Raw genomic sequence first — 16,042 nt, 5'->3', positions numbered from 1 at the left:
AAAAGAGGTAAGTGTAACCCATGAATGTTTTTGATGTGTTTTTTTATTTATCAATGGTGGCAGGCTTTTTAATGGCCTTTAACCTTGGAGCCAATGACGTAGCCAACTCCATGGCTTCAGCAGTGGGAGCCAGGGCTATTACTGTGAAACAGGCCCTGTTTATTGCTGGTATTTTAAATGTAGTAGGAGCGGTTTTTTTTGGCGCTCAGGTAACAGCTACCATAAGTAAAGGTATTATCAATCCTAGTAATATTAGCGATCCCAAGCTCATCATGCTGGGCATGTTTGCTGCGCTTATTTCTGCAGGTTTTTGGGTCCTAGTTTCCACTTTAAGTGGGTTGCCGGTTTCTTCCACTCACTCCATTGTAGGTGGCATTTTTGGCTTTGGACTGGTAGTAGGCGGTCCCAATGTAGTCAACTGGGGAAAAATGGGAGGAGTGGTTTTATCCTGGATTATTTCTCCTTTTTTTGCTGCTCTAATTGGATTTTTTGTCTTTTCTCACATTCGAAAATACATACTTTTTCAAAAAGACTACTTAGAAAAAGCCAAGATATGGGCACCACGCTGGATAGGTATAACCTTTGCCCTTATCTGTGGTTCCTTTTTGTACAAAACACCTGCAGGAAAAAACCTACATCTTGTCTGGTACCAATCTCTTTTAGTTATTATTTTTACAGGACTTATCTTCTGGATAATAGGTAGGTTTATAATCAGAAAACTTTTTGCTGAAACCATAAAAAGTGCAGAAAGTGTAGAAGAAATATTTAGACGCCTCCAAATCCTAACTTCCTGTTATATGGCCCTATCTCACGGAGCCAATGATGTAGCCAATGCTGTTGGACCAGTAGCAGCAGTATATCTCATAGCCAAACTCCACACCTTTTCTCCAACTGCCCAGGTTCCAATATCCTTTTTACTTTTAGGAGGGGTAGGTATTGCCACAGGTATTTATTTATTGGGGCGTAAAGTAATTGCTACTGTGGGTAAAAAAATAACCACTTTAACCAATACCAGAGGTTTTGCCGTGGATTTTGGGGCAGCCACTACCGTTCTTCTGGCTTCCAACCTGGGCCTTCCTGTCTCCACTACCCACTCAGCAGTGGGTTCAGTAATTGGAGTAGGTTTGGCCAGAGGATTTTCAGCGGTAAACTTTAAAATACTCTGGAAAATTTTCTTATACTGGATTTTAACAGTACCTTTTGCAGCCTTAACCACTATTATATTTTTTCAAATTTTAAAATGGATAGTATATTAATCAGGAGGTATATATTATGAAACTATTAAAACTTCCCCTATTTGGTCTTTTGGCTCCCAAGTCTCCTATGGAAAAGTTAATAGAACACTACGATAAAATAGCAGGTTGTATAAAAATTATTAAAGAATCTTTAGAGTGCTATGTATCTGGTGGAGGAGCTTGTCGAGAATTTGTTGAACTTACTAAAGAAATAGATGAAATTGAAAATCATGCTGATAAAATAAAACGTAATATTCGCAATCATTTGCCCAGAAGTATGTTTATGGCTGTAGATAAAACTCTATTTTTAAACTATACAAAATCTCAAGACAATATTTTAGACTCTGCTCAAGATGCCTTACAATGGCTTGGAATGCGTCAGGTAAAAATAAGTGAAGAATTTCAAAAAGACCTTATCTTTTTAATTGATGAAGTAGCAACCATTACTGAACTTTTAGGACCAGCTTTAAAGGCAACTATTGATTTAGTTCATGGAGAAAATTTGGATAGAGAAGGGACAAAAGAGCACTATCGTAAAGTAAGAAGGGAGCGCCACAATATTCAAAGGACCAAAAGAGAACTGACCATGAAAATTTACAACTCTGATTTGGATTTTAAAGATATTTACCAGCTCATTCACTTTGTTCAATGTATAGATGACATGGCTCATAACTGTGAAAATTGTGCAGATATTCTAAGGGCAATGATTGCTAGATAATGTTTAGACGTTGTCTTGGCCTTTTACTTTTAATTTTTTTTAGTTACCTGGCTACAGCCAATGGAGAAGAACTTCCCTGGCATTTAGAAGCAGACAAACTCTATGCCAGCGAAAAAGGAGGTTATATAGAAGGTTTTGGGCAGGTAATGCTCACCAGAGGAAAAGACTATCTTTTTGCAGACTATATCCGCTATTACAAAGACACCAACTGGGCCTATTTAAAGGGTAAAATAAAAATCAAATGGCAAGATGATTATCTGGAAGGAGAAGAGGCAGAGTTTAATCTAAAAGATAAAGTGGGCTGGGTAAAAAAGGGGAAAATTTTTATCTCTCCTGAACATATTTATATCTATGGAGATTATTTAGAAAAAAAGGTCAAAATATTTATAAGTTTGAAGAAGCTACGCTTACCAGTTGTGATGGCACACACCCTGCCTGGTCTTTAAGCACCAAGTCTGGAGAAATTACCTTAGAAGGTTATGCCAAACTCTGGCATCCAAAGTTCAGGGTTAAAAACACACCAGTACTTTACTCTCCCTTTTTACTAGTTCCAGCCAAGACCAAAAGACAAAGCGGCCTACTCATCCCTGAAATAGGCTCTTCTTCCAAAAAGGGATTTAATTATAACCAGCCCTATTACCAAGTCATCAATGCTGAGCAAGACCTAACCCTTTTTGAAAACTACTATTCCCTGAAGGGAATCATGCACGGCCTGGAATACAGGTTTACCCCCAATGTCCAAACCAAGGGTTTGCTTAGAGGAGATTATTTGTACGACTCCAAAATAGCTACCACTGAAAACGACGAAGAATCTGAATTTCAAGACGATGGCCTTATCAGGCCTAACCACGACCGTTATTGGTTGCGGGGTAAAATAGATTCTTTTCTCTTTGATCCAGAGTGGAAACTCAAACTGGATCTGGATTATGTCTCAGATCAAAATTATTTAAGGGAATTTAAAACAGGACTTTCTGGTTTCAATCAAAGCAGGACTAATTTTTTAAATGAATTTGGACGCGATATAGAAGAAACAGATGATTTGACCAGGACCAATACCTTAAGCTTATTCCATTCTTTTGAAAATTTTTCTCTTACAGGTAAAGTTGTTTATATCGAAAACTTAAACTACAAAAATCACAACCTCCCGGCCAGTAAAGACCCCACAGTACAGCGCCTGCCAGAGCTGGATTTAAGTTTTTACAAAACTCCTCTTCCCTATTTAGGTCTGGATGTAGAAGGAAATTTGGATACGGTTTATTTCTGGCGGGAATATGGAACCAAAGGAGAAAGGATAGATATCTATCCCAAAATAAGTAAGACTTTTAAACTCTGGCACACTACTATTATCCCCAAACTGGGTTTTAGAGAAACCCTTTATCTCATCGATAGATTTGAAAATGAAAGTACTCTCATAGATCAAAACAGTCATATTCAAGCCAGAAACATCTATGACTTTAATCTTGATACCTACACAGAACTCTTTAAAGTCTACGACCTGCAGGACTCGCCTTTAACCGAAGGAGAAAGCCATTATAGCAAACTCAAACACAATTTAAAGCCAGAAATTATCTATAGTTTTAGACCAGAAAAAGACCAGAGAGAACTCCCCTATTTTGACTCTGTGGATAGGCTGGGGCCAGAAGAAGAACTTACCTATTCCCTGACCAATCTTTTTACCCTGCGTAAAGACACCTTGAGTAATGGCACCTTGCAAAAAGAATATCTTGATTTTTTGCGCTTAAAGCTGGAGCAAAGCTATAACTTTAGAGAAGCCAGAAGAAATAATGACCTTGAGGAGTATCCCAGGCGTCCTTTTTCTGACCTTCTCCTGGAAGCCAATCTAAATTTTAACTCTTACTTTAGTTATACAGGTAACACCTATTATTCCTTTTATTTAAAAAAAATCACTGAACACGAACATACCCTAAGACTTACTTATCCAGAAAAATTAAGTGGCTTTTTTAGTCTGGATTTTGAAAGGGAAATAGATGAATATACCCGTAAACGCACTGAAGAAGTAAAAATTCTTAAATGGGGAGGAGATATTCTCTTTATTCCTCGCTGGAAAATCTCCCTCCTCTTTAGACACGATTTGGTAGCAGATAGAGACCTGGAAAAAACCTTAATCCTTACTTACCTGCATCAATGCTTTAGTCTGGAGTTCACTTTCTCCAGAACCGATTATGAAGACCGTTTCCAGGTTATGGTCAATCTGCTCAATCTTGGCTCCTTTGGGGGAAAATAATGCTCCGTCCCTCCATAAAAGTCCTGCCTCCAGAAGTACAAAACCAAATTGCAGCAGGAGAAGTAGTAGAAAGACCAGCTAGTGTCTTAAAAGAACTCCTGGAAAACAGTTTGGACGCCCTGGCCACTTCCATAAAAGTCTATCTCCAAAGAGGTGGGTTAGAGCTCATCCAGGTAGAAGATAATGGAGTGGGCATCCCGGAGGAAGAACTGGAATTAGCCCTTACCAGACATGCTACCAGCAAAATCTCCTTTTTCCCCGACCTGCTTTCCATCTCTACCTATGGTTTTAGAGGGGAAGCCCTTCCTTCCATTGCCTCAGTATCTCAGCTCAGTTTAAGCTCTAAAACTCTAGAGCAGGAAAGTGGCATGGCTGTAGAGGTCCATTTTGGACAGCTTTTAAAAAAATACCCCTTAAGCCATCCCCCTGGAACCAGAGTCAAAGTGGAAAACCTTTTTTTAAATGTACCTGCCAGGCTAAAATTCTTAAAAACTCCTGCTACTGAGAAAAATAAATGTATCCAGGCCTTTATTCGGGAAGCCTTGCCGCACACCCAGGTGGAATTTCTTTTATTTGTTGAGGGAAAAGAGCATTTACACTTTTACAAGCAGGAAAAGCCCTTATTGCGCCTTCAAAAAATCTGGCCTGAATCCATAACCCAAAATCTCTTAGACTTTAATCTGAAAAAGAAGATATAACCATTTCTGGATATACCAGTAAGCCAGAATCCATCCAGGCTAGAGCAAATAGAATATTTGTATATGTCAACAATAGGCCTGTGCAGGATAAAATTATTTTAAAAGCCATTAGAGAAGCTTATGCAGGAAAAATTTTACGCAATGAATTTCCCCAAACCCTTCTATTTATCCACATTCCTCCAGAATTGGTGGATGTAAATGTACACCCAGCAAAAACAGAAGTGCGTTTTACAGAAGAAGGTCTAATTTTTAGCCTGGTCAAAAAAGCTTTAGAACAGGTTTTAAGTCCTAAAATAACCTATTCTTTTGAAGTAAAAGAAGAGATAAAGCCAGCTCTAATGGATAAAAAAGAATTTTCTTTACCTTTAACAGAAAAAGATATTTCTGAAGTAAAAGAAGTTGCTGAAAATAAAGCTCCCTACACTCCAACCAGTTTGGAAGAAAAATACTCTGAACCTGCCCAAAAAGATAATTTAATTTATCTGGGACAAATAGATTCCACCTATTTACTCTTAAAAGATAGGGAAAATTTTTTACTTTTAGATCAACATGCTGTACATGAACGCATTTTGTTTGAAGAGTTAAAAAACAAAAAAATTGAAAAAAAACATTTGCTTTTACCTCTAACTATAAAACTCTCTCTATCTGAGCAGGAATGCTTTCAAGAACTTTTTGGCTATTTAAGTGAACTTGGATTTAGTGGCGAATTAAAAGAAAATATCCTGCACTTAAAAACCATACCAGGCTTGCTTACCCCAGAACAAAGCACCTCTTTTCTCAAAGAAATATTGGTGAAAAAAATAGATAAATACGAAGAGCTATTAAAGATTATGGCCTGTAAAGGAAGTATAAAGGCCAAAGCCACTTTAACTACAGATGAAGCCCTGGGTCTTATTTTAAAATGGCAAAGATGCCCCAACAACTCCTTTTGCCCCCACGGAAGACCTACCTCTCTCCCCCTTAGGGCAGAAATGTTTCATGCCCTTTTTAAGAGAACTTAAGTTTATAAAATGTAGTTATTTTTAATATCAAAAAACATTAATAGATATAAAGCAAATTTTTTCTAATCAAGAGTTTAAAAGTAAAAAAAATGATGCCAAATAAACTTAATGATGGAAAAATCAATTTCTTTATTTTGTAGCTAGGGCCTTTTCAGATTCTAAAACTTTTGCGATCTATTTTTTGAAGGAAAGAATATTATTTTTTAGGGTATCCCAGATAGATTCTATATCAATACCAAAATAATCATAGATCAAAACATCTTGAAAACCTGCAGCTTCTTTCCATTCCACATCTGAATATTTTATTTTTATTTATAAAGGAATTCTTTTTACTACTTCACCAATTACTTCAAAATTTCTTATGACTGCATCAACCACCATCTCATTTTTGCAAAACTCATCAAAAGAAATGTTGTTTGTATACCTTTCTATCTTTTCAATGCAAATTAAAATATCTTCTATAAAAAATATATACTCCCTTTATTTAGACATACTCAACCTCACTAAGAATCATTTTCCGCAGTCTAGATTTAAGCGCATTTTTTATAACAATATCTACTTTCCTCTCCAAAAGTTTTTCAAGATAGCATTTTAGTTCAATATAATTAAAAAAATCTTTATGACCTTTTTAAATTCCACAAGAATATCTACATAACTATTTGAAGACTACTCTCCTCTAACAAATAACCCGAGTATCCCTATTTCTTTAACATAAAAAACTTTTTTTATATATTCTTTATTCTCTCTTAATTTTGTCTCTATTATGTTTACATCTATTCTATTATTCATATTTTAATCTAACCCTTTAAAGAGTATTAAATATATTTATAACCAAATTTTTTAAAATTTGTTAACATATTATTATAACTTACTTTACAATTTTTTTATATCTAATTATAAAATTAATTTTAGCTCAAAAAAATAAATATAACATTGTGGTATTAGAGATATATACTTTACAACATCTATCATTAAACAATCAAAAAACTATATACAGTTTTAAACTACTAATTCACTATTCACGGTTTACAGCTAAGAATTCAAAGAGATTAATTGCTATTTCAGATTGGTAAAAACTTAAGGCAACAAAGCTGGCTAATATTTCTTATAACCTCATTTTAATTTTATTATCTAAGTTTATTATTTTGATAACAAAAACTTGTCAATAAAAATTTCGCCAAAGGCTATGTCATTTTATCCAGCAAGCAACCAGTTTGTAGTGGTGGTCATCAACTAAATTAAAGTCTACTGTAAAGACTGGATCTGGATTGCAAACATTTTCAAACCAACACTCTGGATATTTTAAGGATACAAAAAACTGGTTAAATACACTTTTTTAATATTACCAGAAGAGTAAACCATAAAAAAATCTCTTACCGGCCAGATTGAAATTTTCCCTTTCCCCGAGGAGTCAGTTTAACAAGATAATAGGAATAATACACCCCTCATCTCAGCCAGACTAGGTGACATCTTTTCTGATATATTGGGCCTTGGAAATTTGACTATTTTAGAAAAAAGTTTAAATAGTTCTGCAAGAGATAAAACGCCAATGGACAAAACATCTATTTTTGATAGAAGTATTTTTAAAATGAGTAATGAGGTATCGTCTCAAATTAGCAGAAGAGGATCTTTTACTAAGACCGACATTGACAATAGGACTAATATATTAGCTAATTTTATAAAAAGTATATGTCCATTTTAAAAACGCAACAATCGGGTGCACGTAGGCTCCCAATCAGCTAAGGTATTTGGTTTTGTTTCATAATGGCAAGTGAATAATGAGGTTAAGTGAAAAACAGAGAGATGATTAAAACTTGCTATATCATAGCTGGACCAAACGGAGCTGGTAAAACTACGTTTGCAGAAGAATTTTTGCCAAAGGATGCTAAATGTTTAAATTTTATAAATGCCGATTTGATAGCAACAGGATTATCTCCATTTCGACCTGAAGTAGCAGCAATAAGGGCTGGCAAATTGATGCTTGAACTGATAGACCGATGCATTCAAAAAGGAGAATCATTTGCTTTTGAAACCACATTATCTGGAAGAACTTATACCAAGAAAATCAAATATATGAAGGCGAAAGGTTACAGGGTATTCATTTATTTTTTAAAATTGGCTTCGGTGGATCTGGCAATAGAGCGTGTGAAATTACGTGTAGCTGAAGGGGGCCATGATGTGCCCGTAGAAGACATCAGGCGTCGTTTTCACCGAAGTTGGAAGAATTTTCAGGAGATTTACAAACCTTTGTGTGATGGTTGGGTAGTGTATGATACATCTGGACCTAAACCAATTATTGTTGATAAATCGGGGGGATATAATGGAAAATAAATTTGATGACCATGTCTTGTTAGGACTAAAGGCATTAAAGAGAGCCGCATTTAAGGCTATAGAAGAAGCAAAAAAGAGAAATTTAAAAGTGCCAATTTGGAAAGACGGTAAAATTGAATACATAAGTCCTGAAATAGACACCACACAAAATGCTCCAGTTGACCATCAATCTGCTGCGCTCCATAGCGACAGGTGAACTTGGGGCGGAATTTGTGACCCTGTAACATTATTTGTGTAAATCCGTATTTTGGTTTAAATTAGGATTTAAAGCAAGATTAATTCTATCCTCAAAATAGATATAGAGCTGAGGATAGATTTTTGACCAATTCTTTATAGTACCAGTCCATTTTTTAGATATGTCCTCTATAGCTAGATAGAGGATCTTAAACAGGGAGTCTTGAGTGGGAAAGACTCCCTTATTTTTTGTTACTCTTTTTAGTTTACTATTAAAGCTCTCTATGGGATTTGTGGTGTATATCAGTCTCCTTATTTCTGGAGGATACTTAAATAACGTACTTAATTCATCCCAGTTTCTCCTCCAGGATTTTATTACATGGGGATATTTATGGCCCCATTTTTCCTCAAAATGATTTAGCTTTACCCTTCCCATTTCCTCAGTAGGAGCTGAGTAAATTTGCTTTAAATCCTTGGCTAATTCTTTTCTGTCTTTATATGATACAAATCTTAGAGAATTTCTTACCTGATGGACAATGCATCTTTGAATCTCTGAATGTGGAAATACTGCTTTTATGGCCTCACTAAGGCCTGGTAAACCATCTATGCTAAAAATCAAAACATCTTTAACCCCTCTGTTTCTTAGCTCATTTAAAACATTTAGCCAGAATTTAGCTGATTCCTTTTCCTGTATCCATAAACCTAAACATTCCTTCTTCCCTTCCATATTTATGCCTATCATGGCATACACACATACCTCTTTTACTATCCCTTCTATACGCAATTTATAAAACAAACCATCTAAAAATACTATGGCATACAAAGAATTAAGAGGCCTATTTTGCCATTCTACTGCCCTTTCTAAAACCTTTTCTGTTATCCTGCTTATACTCTCTGCTGAAAATTCCACTCCATAAATAGATCCTAAATGCTCTTGTATATCTCTAGTACTCATCCCCTTAGCATACATAGAAATAACCTTTGATTCTAATCCTGTTATATCTGTTTGCCTCTTCTTTACTACTTGAGGATCATATTCCCCTTTCCTATCCCTGGGAACTTTTAATTCTATCTCACCAAATGAAGACTTTACCCTTTTAGAATTATAACTATTTCTTGAGTTTTCTGTAGCTTTCTTTGATTTGTCGTATCTTGGATATCCCAAAGTCTCTGTTAGCTCAGCTTGATATATAGTCTCTATAATCTCTTTAACTACTGAATTTAAAACCTCACCTAAGTCCTTCTGATCCCTGAACATCCCCTGTTCATACATCTTCAGTATTGCTTCTTTATTAATAAACATCAGATCCTCCTTTCTAAGGCCTCAAACTCCAATCTCCCCTAGGGAAGCTCGCATATCCTACTTCTAACCTTCTCTCAATACCTCTTACTAACTCATCCCTCATTGCCTTAAAAAGGATTTACACAGTTTATGTTACATAGCCTTAAATGTTTTAATGTCTAAACCTACTAAATGTCACACACTGCGTATATTTTTTTATTGTACACCGTTTTTATTTGTTTTTCATAATCTTCTCTACATATTTTCTATGATTCTCATATCCATTTTTCTCAGGATTATTCAGATCTATCATTTCACCTAGTCCTGTATCAAATATTTGCCAATCATACTTTTTCGCTATTTCAATCAATTCAAAAAATCCATTCTCTCCGTAAATACTAATCATTTTATTGCTTACAGGTTCTTCATCAGCAAAAAAGGTAATAGAATAGTCCTTTCCTTTTATTTCTCTATAAGTTCCATCCTTAACTATCTCGCTGAATGAGCTTTCCAGAATTTGAGTAAAATCAATTGGCTCAAGCTGATTTTCATCAATTTCCTGAATCGAGTCAATTTTTTGTTTTGTATTGAAAAGTATAATATCCCAACTCATTACTGCGCTCCATAATCATTGAATTTTTTAAACTCAGAAAAAGAATCAAACGACTTTTTTCTAATTTTAATGATTAAGATATTTTTTGATGTCTTCATTTTCTATTTCTCCTGGCTTCTTGCCTGTGAATATGAGAAAATTTCGATTATATCTCATATACGACTTGATAGATTTTCTGGAATATTTTCATATAAAAAGTTTTGTATGTAAAGGGATAAAATAGAAATAAGGGTCAATAAAAACAATTTCTCCCAAAAGAACTTGCAGTCTTGATATTAAATTTTCATCATAGAAAACTTCCCAATATTTTCCCGTAGCTCTTCGGCCTGAAATAATTTAACTTTATGTATCACTTCCTGATTGTAAGGAAACCAGATTATAGCTTTATTATTCTTCCTGGGTTCAACCCTAACAGCACGGATTTTTCCTTGCCTTGTCATCTTATAAGGAGTAGATTTTTCTATTTTTAAATATGTTGTGATCTCCTCAAGAAAGCACCATTTCTCCAAAACCTCTCCTCATCGGCTACTCCCCTTTTTAAGCGAAATTTGTCAATAAAGATGTCGCCAAAAGCCATACGATTTTTTCTATCATGCAGCTTTTTTATAATATTACTCATTAACTGGATGATTAAGGTCTACTGTAAGGAGTGAATTTCAATTCCGAATATTTCCAGACCAGCGCTCGAGATGTTTGGAACGAGCCCTTTTGTAAACCTCTTTCCGCTTCTAAAATTTCATTGTCTAAACATGAATATCTTTGAGCAGAAGTCACAACAATTTCAGCCCATTAGTTTCATCTGACAGTGCTGTAAAATAGGCTAATATATCTCTTTAGCTTGAAAAAATTAAAAAATTTTATTTTTTACGATTAAATACTTCTTTTGCCTCTACTTATCTCCTAAATTCTACTTATCCTATAATCTAATGGTCAGTACTACAGCCACTAAAATCAATACAGCTCCCATATACCCCGTAAAGCTTAATACCTCTCCCCAGAAGAAAAATGCCAGTAAAGAAGCTACTACGGGCTCTATAGTGGCTACCATGGAAGCTTTAGAGGCTTCTAGATATTTAAGCCCCTGATAATAACTTAAATAAGCCAGATAAGTAGTAGCAAATCCCAACCCAAATAAAGTAAGTAAGGCTTGATTAGAAGGAAGTGTGCTAGGAAGGAAAAAGAATAAAGGCAAGCAGCCTAAAGGCAAAATATAGGTAAAAATAGTAAAAGAGTTATAGTGGGTTAATATTTTTTTGCCCAAAATATAATATAAAGCATAGGTAAATCCAGAAAGAAGCCCAAAAAAAATTCCTAAGTAGTTAATTTTAACCTGAACATCTTTTCCCGAAAAGGAAATCAGATATACTCCTACCAAAGTTAAAGCCAGAGCGATTAATTTTAAAGGACTAATTTTTTCACCTAAAAAAACTCTGGCTAACACAATTACCCAGGCTGGCGCAGTATAAAGCAACACAGAAGCAAGACTTGCTCCTACCCTGGCTACAGCCAGTTGATAAGAAAGGAAAAACAGGGTTACACAAAAAAAACTAAAAACAAAAAATAAAGGTAGTTCTCTAAGTTCAATCTTAATACTTCTCTTAACCAAAGCATGGACAAAGAAAAAACACCAGCCAAACATGGCCCGATAAAAAGCAGCTTCTAAGGGGGTAACTCCTTGGGCAAAGGCCAGTTTAGCCAGAGGTCCAATGCTTCCCCACAAAGTAGCAGCTAATAAAATAAAAAAATAACCCTGAAATTTACTAAAAGTTTTGCTTGCAATCATATTTTATTTATAAAAAAAGTCTCCCCATTCTGAATGAGGAGACTTTTTAAAATTCATCTATATCTTTTCTTCATTACTCTTTAAAGGCCAATAAAACGGGGCTGGCCACATAAATAGAAGAATAGGTACCAACCAGAATACCAATAAACAGAGCAAAAGCAAAATCATGAATTACTCCACCACCAAAAATAAGCAAACTTAAAACAGCAACTAAAGTGGTACCAGAGGTTAAAATAGTTCTGCTTAAGGTCTGGTTAATACTTTTGTTGATAGTTTCTGCAAAAGATGAAACTTTTTTATCTTTTAAATTTTCTCTAATCCTATCAAAAACAATTATAGTATCATTTAAAGAATAACCAACAATTGTAAGCAAGGCAGCTACAATAGTTAAATCAAATTCCTTGCCCAGTAAAGAAAATATTCCTACAGTAATAGTTATATCGTGAATTAGAGCTACTACTGCTCCTAATGCGTATTTTAGTTTTAAATACCAGCATAAAAACAAGGTTATAAGCATGGCAGCCACAATAAGCCAGCTTATGGGGACAGATAATAATTTTAAAATATAAACCCCCAATCCCAAAGCTCCAGCCATAAGGACAGCAATTGCCCACTTATGCTCAAAACGGCCAGAAATATAAATGGCAATTAGCAAAACAGCAAAGAACAAAGCTTCCAGAGCCTTGTTGCGCAAATCAGAGCCCACCTTTGGTCCAACCATTTCCAAACGCTGAATCTCAAAGGATACATCCTGAGGAAGATTTTTTTGTAAAGCTGCACTTACTTCTTTTCTTATCTCTTCACCACTTTGTTTGCCCAGAGAAAGCCTTAGCAAGTATTCATTGTCAGCTTCTGAACCAAAACGCTGCACCACAAGTCCTGGCAGTTTGGCCTGGGCTAAAGCCTTTTTGACTTCTTTTACTTCTATGTTCTTAGAAAATTTTACCTGAACAATTACTCCACCGGCAAAATCTATTCCATACTTGGGTCCACCCTGAACCAGCAGGGAAATAATACCAATCAAGATTAAAATTCCTGAAAGTAAAAAGGCAATTTTTCTGAGCCCTATAAAATCAAAGTTAGTATTTGGCTTAATAATTTGTAACCCCATTTCTGCCCCCTTAGATATTTAGAGTCTTAACTTCTTCTTTGCTGGAGAGCCACCAATCAAAAATAGCCCTGGACACAAAAATTGCAGTAAACATGGATGCCAAAATACCCAGAGTAAGAGTTACAGCAAAACCTCTAATGGGTCCTGTTCCAAACTGGTAAAGAATAATAGCTGCAATTACAGTGGTAACATTGGCATCTAAAATAGTCAGAGTTGCTCTGGAAAACCCTTCTGCTATGGCCTTGCGGGGAGTAAGCCCCTGCCTTAATTCTTCCCTAATCCTCTCAAAAATCAAAACATTGGCATCTACAGCCATACCAATGGTTAAAATAATACCAGCGATACCAGGCAGGGTTAAGGTAGCACCAAAAGCAGCCAGACCAGCCAAAATCAAGATCAGGTTAAAAATGAGAGCAGTATCTGCAATCAATCCTGCAAAGCCATAATAAATCAACATAAAAATTACCACCAGAGCACCACCCAGCAAGGCAGAAAAGACACCTTTTTGAATGGATTCCTGTCCCAAAGAAGGCCCAACACTTCTTTCTTCTAAAATCTTGACTGGAGCAGGCAAAGAGCCAGCTCTTAAGACAATGGCCAGGTCGTGAGCTTCATCAGTGCTAAAATTACCTGTAATGCTCGCCCTACCCCCAATAATTTTTTCTTGAATTACAGGAGCAGAATAAACCTTGCCATCTAAAACAATAGCCAATCTCTTGTTTACATTTTCACCTGTAATGCGTTCAAAGATTTTAGCTCCTCTAGCATTAAAGGAAAGGGAAACATAAGGACGTCCAAAAGAATCAAAAGCCACATTGGCAGTGGTAATGTATTCTCCTGTTAGCAAAGGAGTATCTATCAAAACAATGGGTTGCTTACTTTCCTCTCCAGAGGGTAAGGTTTTATATAAGTAATAAATTTTTCTGCCTGGAGGTAAAATGTTTTGCTTGACCTGTTCTAAGCCCACGCTGTCATCTACCAGCATGAATTCCAAATGAGCAGTCTTGCCTATCACCCTGATAGCTCTATCTGGATCTTCTAAACCAGGAAGTTGAATCTGAATTCTATTGTCAGCTTGTTTTCTAATATCAGGCTCAGCAACGCCAAATTGATCTATACGGTTACGAATGGTCTTTACTGCCTGATCCAGAATCATTTTGCTTTGTTGTTCTTTATACTTTTCTTTAAAGGCCAGAACATAAACCAATTGCTCCCCTGACCTTTCCTTTTTAATTACTCGCACCATGGGAAAGTATTTTTGCAATAAATCATCTAACTTTTCCTGGTCAGAGCTCTTAAGTAGAGAGAAACTTAAAAACCCTTCCTTGGTTAAAAGAGGTTTTAAAATAAAAATTTCTTTATCTCTTGCCTCTTCTCGAATATCTTCTCCCAGTTGAATCAAAGAATTTTTCAGGGCAGTTTCCACATCCACGCCCAGAGTAAGATGGATGCCACCTTTTAAATCCAGTCCCAGGTTTATCTGGTTGGAAGGTAAAAATTGGGCCAAAGAAGAATTTTTTACTCCAGGAAGAGAAGGAAGAGTATAAATAATACCAAATAAAAGTACTACTAAAATCAACAAAAAACGCCATCTAATCCCCATGCTCATAGACTTCTACCCCTTTTAACGTTTTTAAACAAAAAAAGCCTGGCTTTAAAACCAGGCTTTCTTAACCAAAAAACTTTATTTTGGCTACTTTTTCTCTTTGCCTTTTTTTTGCGCTTTTTCTTCCTTTCTTTCCGGATTGGCCAGGCCTGCGATATATCCTCTATTTACCTGCAATTCCACTCCATCTGCCACCTGAATCGTAATAACATCTCCATCAATATCCACAATCCTACCATACAGGCCACCACCAGTCATCACTCTGTCACCCTTGCGCAAACTAGCCAGCATCTCTCTATGTTGTTTGGCCTTTTTTTGTTGAGGACGAATAAGCAAAAAGTAAAAAATAGCAAACATTAAGATTAAGGGCAAAAAGGCCCCTAAAGGACTACCCTGTTGACCTTGAGCCCCACTTTGGCCCATGGCATAAGCAATACTTACCAAATCCATAACTCCTCCTAAATTTTTTCCTAAGTTAAAGTCTTTTTACTTAGGGTTATTAAAAGCAGAAAGTCAACTCCTTTTCAGTTAAAAATTTAGAGAGGAGTAGGTCCGAGTTTTTTTCAAGGGGAGTTTGTACTTCTTTGCCTGTTCTGGAAATAATTTTTACTTCTATCTCCACCTCTTTATTTTCTCTTTTTAAGGCTTCCTTTAATAAGGCAAGTAAGCCAGCACAACAGGGAACTTCCATCTGGAAAAGGGTAATTTTGCGTAATTCATTGTGCCTTATAATCTCCTGAAACTTTTCCAGATACTGAACTGTATTGCTAAGCTTAGGGCACCCCAAAAGCACTGCCTTATTTTTTAAATTTAATTTAAAAAAATCTGGCCAGGCCGGGGGAACACAATCAGCAAAAATATAAACTTCTCCAGATTTAAAAAAAGGAGCCTGGCTGGGAACCAGGGGGATTTGAATGGGCCAATGGGGAAGAAAGGACTCTTCACTACTGACAGATACCTGTTTGGTAGAAGGACAGGACTTAGTTGCAAGCCTTTTCTTTACTTCCTCTTCGGAAAAGGGTTCAGCTTCCCTTTCTATTAGTTTTAACGCCCCTGTGGGACAATGCCCTAGACAAGCACCCAGGCCATCGCACAGGCGATCGGCAATAACCTTTGCCTTACCATTTATTATTTGCAAAGCTCCTTCTGCACAGGAAGGGATACATTCCCCACAACCTGTACATAGCTCTTCGTCAATAAAAATAATTTTTCTCTTCATTTTAAGGCCTCCTCCTTTTGGGTTGG

At 36.0% G+C, this 16,042-nt stretch carries 17 protein-coding genes and 2 pseudogenes; 9 read left to right on the top strand and 10 right to left on the bottom strand.

Annotation, left to right across the window (positions count from 1 at the left end):
• The first annotated feature begins 20 nt into the window (after positions 1-20).
• The 6 genes from ACZ42F_RS02875 to ACZ42F_RS02850 all read left to right on the top strand — a co-directional run bounded on the left by ACZ42F_RS02875 (position 21) and on the right by ACZ42F_RS02850 (position 5,897).
• Positions 21-1,256 carry an inorganic phosphate transporter gene (locus tag ACZ42F_RS02875; protein ID WP_029966217.1) on the top strand — a complete coding sequence of 412 codons (1,236 nt, stop codon included), beginning with the start codon at positions 21-23 and terminating at the stop codon, positions 1,254-1,256.
• 16 nt (positions 1,257-1,272) lie between these two features.
• Positions 1,273-1,953, top strand: a complete 681-nt coding sequence (locus tag ACZ42F_RS02870) for a DUF47 domain-containing protein (RefSeq protein ID WP_029966216.1) — start codon at positions 1,273-1,275, stop codon at positions 1,951-1,953.
• Positions 1,953-2,399 (top strand): hypothetical protein, encoded by a 447-nt coding sequence (locus ACZ42F_RS02865; protein WP_464279674.1) that lies wholly within the window; start codon positions 1,953-1,955, stop codon positions 2,397-2,399. The genes ACZ42F_RS02870 and ACZ42F_RS02865 overlap by 1 nt, the downstream gene beginning before the upstream one ends.
• A 257-nt stretch (positions 2,400-2,656) precedes the next feature.
• On the top strand, positions 2,657-4,198 hold the full coding sequence (locus tag ACZ42F_RS02860; RefSeq protein WP_464279673.1) for an LPS-assembly protein LptD: 1,542 nt from the start codon (positions 2,657-2,659) through the stop codon (positions 4,196-4,198).
• Entirely contained in the window at positions 4,198-4,896 is a 699-nt protein-coding gene (mutL, locus tag ACZ42F_RS02855) for a DNA mismatch repair endonuclease MutL (protein ID WP_464279672.1), read from the top strand. Before ACZ42F_RS02860 ends, mutL begins: the two co-directional genes overlap by 1 nt.
• On the top strand, positions 4,893-5,897 hold the full coding sequence (locus tag ACZ42F_RS02850; RefSeq protein WP_464280177.1) for a DNA mismatch repair MutL family protein: 1,005 nt from the start codon (positions 4,893-4,895) through the stop codon (positions 5,895-5,897). The genes mutL and ACZ42F_RS02850 overlap by 4 nt, the downstream gene beginning before the upstream one ends.
• A gap of 174 nt (positions 5,898-6,071) precedes the next feature.
• Here ACZ42F_RS02850 and ACZ42F_RS02845 read toward each other — a convergent pair.
• A pseudogene (locus ACZ42F_RS02845) lies at positions 6,072-6,338 on the bottom strand (HepT-like ribonuclease domain-containing protein).
• Between the two features lie 1,042 nt (positions 6,339-7,380).
• On the opposite strand from ACZ42F_RS02845, the gene ACZ42F_RS02840 reads away from it, so the two are divergent.
• The 3 genes from ACZ42F_RS02840 to ACZ42F_RS02830 all read left to right on the top strand — a co-directional run bounded on the left by ACZ42F_RS02840 (position 7,381) and on the right by ACZ42F_RS02830 (position 8,424).
• Positions 7,381-7,599: a GmrSD restriction endonuclease domain-containing protein gene (locus ACZ42F_RS02840; protein WP_464279671.1), complete on the top strand. Its 219-nt coding sequence runs from the start codon at positions 7,381-7,383 to the stop codon at positions 7,597-7,599.
• An 86-nt stretch (positions 7,600-7,685) separates the two neighbouring features.
• Positions 7,686-8,228 carry a zeta toxin family protein gene (locus tag ACZ42F_RS02835; protein ID WP_464279670.1) on the top strand — a complete coding sequence of 181 codons (543 nt, stop codon included), beginning with the start codon at positions 7,686-7,688 and terminating at the stop codon, positions 8,226-8,228.
• Entirely contained in the window at positions 8,218-8,424 is a 207-nt protein-coding gene (locus tag ACZ42F_RS02830; protein ID WP_464279669.1) for a hypothetical protein, read from the top strand. Before ACZ42F_RS02835 ends, ACZ42F_RS02830 begins: the two co-directional genes overlap by 11 nt.
• A gap of 30 nt (positions 8,425-8,454) precedes the next feature.
• On the opposite strand, the gene ACZ42F_RS02825 is transcribed toward ACZ42F_RS02830, so the two are convergent.
• The 9 genes and pseudogenes from ACZ42F_RS02825 to ACZ42F_RS02785 all read right to left on the bottom strand — a co-directional run bounded on the left by ACZ42F_RS02825 (position 8,455) and on the right by ACZ42F_RS02785 (position 16,016).
• On the bottom strand, positions 8,455-9,705 hold the full coding sequence (locus ACZ42F_RS02825) for an IS256 family transposase (RefSeq protein WP_464279668.1): 1,251 nt from the start codon (positions 9,703-9,705) through the stop codon (positions 8,455-8,457).
• Positions 9,706-9,916: 211 nt separating this feature from the next.
• On the bottom strand, positions 9,917-10,297 hold the full coding sequence (locus ACZ42F_RS02820) for a hypothetical protein (RefSeq protein WP_464279667.1): 381 nt from the start codon (positions 10,295-10,297) through the stop codon (positions 9,917-9,919).
• A 66-nt stretch (positions 10,298-10,363) separates the two neighbouring features.
• A pseudogene (locus tag ACZ42F_RS02815) lies at positions 10,364-10,471 on the bottom strand (hypothetical protein); the annotation flags it as partial.
• Between the two features lie 101 nt (positions 10,472-10,572).
• Complete coding sequence (locus tag ACZ42F_RS02810) at positions 10,573-10,806, bottom strand: MerR family transcriptional regulator (protein ID WP_464279666.1); 234 nt, start codon at positions 10,804-10,806, stop codon at positions 10,573-10,575.
• Between the two features lie 407 nt (positions 10,807-11,213).
• The gene (locus tag ACZ42F_RS02805) at positions 11,214-12,080 is read right to left on the bottom strand and encodes a DMT family transporter (RefSeq protein ID WP_464279665.1); all 867 of its coding nucleotides are present in this window, start codon (positions 12,078-12,080) and stop codon (positions 11,214-11,216) included.
• A gap of 73 nt (positions 12,081-12,153) precedes the next feature.
• Positions 12,154-13,191 (bottom strand): protein translocase subunit SecF, encoded by a 1,038-nt coding sequence (secF, locus tag ACZ42F_RS02800; protein ID WP_464279664.1) that lies wholly within the window; start codon positions 13,189-13,191, stop codon positions 12,154-12,156.
• Positions 13,192-13,201: 10 nt separating this feature from the next.
• Entirely contained in the window at positions 13,202-14,800 is a 1,599-nt protein-coding gene (gene secD / locus ACZ42F_RS02795; RefSeq protein WP_464279663.1) for a protein translocase subunit SecD, read from the bottom strand.
• An 84-nt stretch (positions 14,801-14,884) separates the two neighbouring features.
• Positions 14,885-15,247, bottom strand: coding sequence for a preprotein translocase subunit YajC (yajC, locus tag ACZ42F_RS02790; protein ID WP_029965418.1), 363 nt, complete (start codon positions 15,245-15,247; stop codon positions 14,885-14,887).
• A 49-nt stretch (positions 15,248-15,296) separates the two neighbouring features.
• On the bottom strand, positions 15,297-16,016 hold the full coding sequence (locus ACZ42F_RS02785; protein WP_464279662.1) for an ATP-binding protein: 720 nt from the start codon (positions 16,014-16,016) through the stop codon (positions 15,297-15,299).
• Between the last annotated feature and the right edge of the window lie 26 nt (positions 16,017-16,042).

The organism is Desulfonauticus autotrophicus, from assembly GCF_055381725.1.
Note: the sequence above shows the minus strand (reverse complement) of the source record. Positions and strands in the feature narration are given on the sequence as shown.